2 protein-coding genes are annotated in these 1,672 nt (G+C 75.1%); both read right to left on the minus strand.

The features are described 5' to 3' along the window. Positions 1 to 572 (minus strand): ATP-binding protein (locus tag AC2VNT_RS03930; RefSeq protein WP_486945607.1); only part of this gene is annotated, 572 nt, incomplete at its 3' end. Next, on the minus strand, positions 569 to 1,672 hold a 1,104-nt coding region (locus tag AC2VNT_RS03935), incomplete at its 5' end, for a DUF5691 domain-containing protein (RefSeq protein WP_486945608.1). The genes AC2VNT_RS03930 and AC2VNT_RS03935, both read right to left, overlap by 4 nt.

A 1,672-nucleotide genomic window follows, 5' to 3' on the forward strand; every position in this document is an offset into this window, starting at 1 on the left:
GTCGCCTGCACCTCGGTCCCGAGCTCGGGAACCGGAAGCGTCTTCTCGGAGAGCAGCGTGATCAGCGCGTCCTGCACCTCCGACGGGATGCGGGTGAGCTCCTCGATCCGGGCGATCCTGCCGGTGCGCATCGCGGTGAGCACCGGCGACGCGACCAGCGCGTCCGGCGACGGCCCCTCGGCGATCAGCCGCGCATAGTTCCACCCGTAGCGCACCGCCTCCTCGACCGTCCCGGCGGTGCCCTGCACCAGCAGCGTCGAGTCGCCACAGATGGCGGCGCAGAGATGTTCGGAGACCCAGGTTTTCGCGGTGCCGGGCACGCCGAGCAGCAGCAGCGCCCGGTCGGTCGCCAGGGTGGCGACGGCCACCTCGACCAGCCGCCGCGGCCCGATGTACTTCGGCGTGACCGGTACGCCGCCGACGGTCTCGCCGCCGAGCAGATAGCGCACCACCGCGTTCGGCGACATCGCCCAGTTCGGCGGCGCGGCGCGCTCATCGGCGGCCCGCAGCGCGGTGAGTTCGTCGGCGAACAGCTGTTCGGCGTGCGGGCGGAGCAGGTCGGCTTCGGTCATGGCAGCTCCTTCGCGATGTCGGACCGCAGGGTGAGTAATTCGACCACGCCGGCGCAGAACCGGTGGCGCTGTTGGTCGGTGGTCCGGTCCATCAGCTCGACGCAGCGCGGCTGCCAGGACAGCGGGAAGCCCGCCGCCAGGCAGCCGGCGGCGGTGCGCTGCTGGCTCAGGGTTCCCCAGGTGTCCCGGTCCAGCGCCGCGAAGAGCGCCTCGGCGACCGCGGGATGAAACGGGCGCGGCAGCTCGGCGACGAGCCCGGTCAGGGTGGCGGCGTCGGTCAGGGTCGCGGCCGCACCGAGCAGGGCGGCGGAGATCCGCGGGTCGGCGGTGGCCGTCGGGTGCTGCCCGACGACGTCGCGCGGCAGGCACCGCCGCAGCAGCGGGACCGCCCAAGCCGGGTCGTCGCCGCGAACCGCGCTGCGCGCCAACGCCGTAACGATCGCGACGTCGGCGATGCCGCCGGCGACCTTCTCCGCGCTCAGCCGATGCGCTCCGGTGAAGAAGTCCCGCCAGAAGTCGATCGCGGTGGCGGCGACGACGGTGGCGACCGATCCGTCCCCGGCGAGGCCGTCGCGGGTGGCGGCGGTGTCGTCGGGCGGGAGGTCGTTCACCGCGATCTTCGCGCCGAGCAGGGATTTGCGCACAGTGAACACCGCGGCAGCCCGCCGCCGCATCCGCTCGGCGAACCGCGATCCGGCCAGACCGGCGAGCGCCTCGACCGCCGCCCGCCGCACCACGGCGGTCGAATCGTCCAGCGCGGCTTCCAGGAACGGCTCGTCGCCGGCGTCGGGCGGGTCCGCCAGGGCGCCGATCAGCGCCGCCCGCGACTCGGCGGTCTCCTTGGCCCAGCCCCGGGCGACGACGTCGCGGGCGCGTGCCGGGTCCAGGCGCCGGGCCGCCCGGACCCAGTCGGAGCGCCGCGCGCCGGTGCCGTGGCTGAACGCCGACTCCTCCGGCCAGCCGGGGTCGTCGGCCGGGGCGGCCGGCCGGGCGCTGTCGTACCGGTTCGCCGCGGACCAGCGGCCGCCGGTGCCGATCACCACCCACAGCAGCTCGCAGAGGTGGTCCGGCGGGCGGGTCGCCAACAGCAGCGGGCCCAG

The sequence above is a fragment of the Mycobacterium sp. TH-M15 genome (assembly GCF_057473705.1).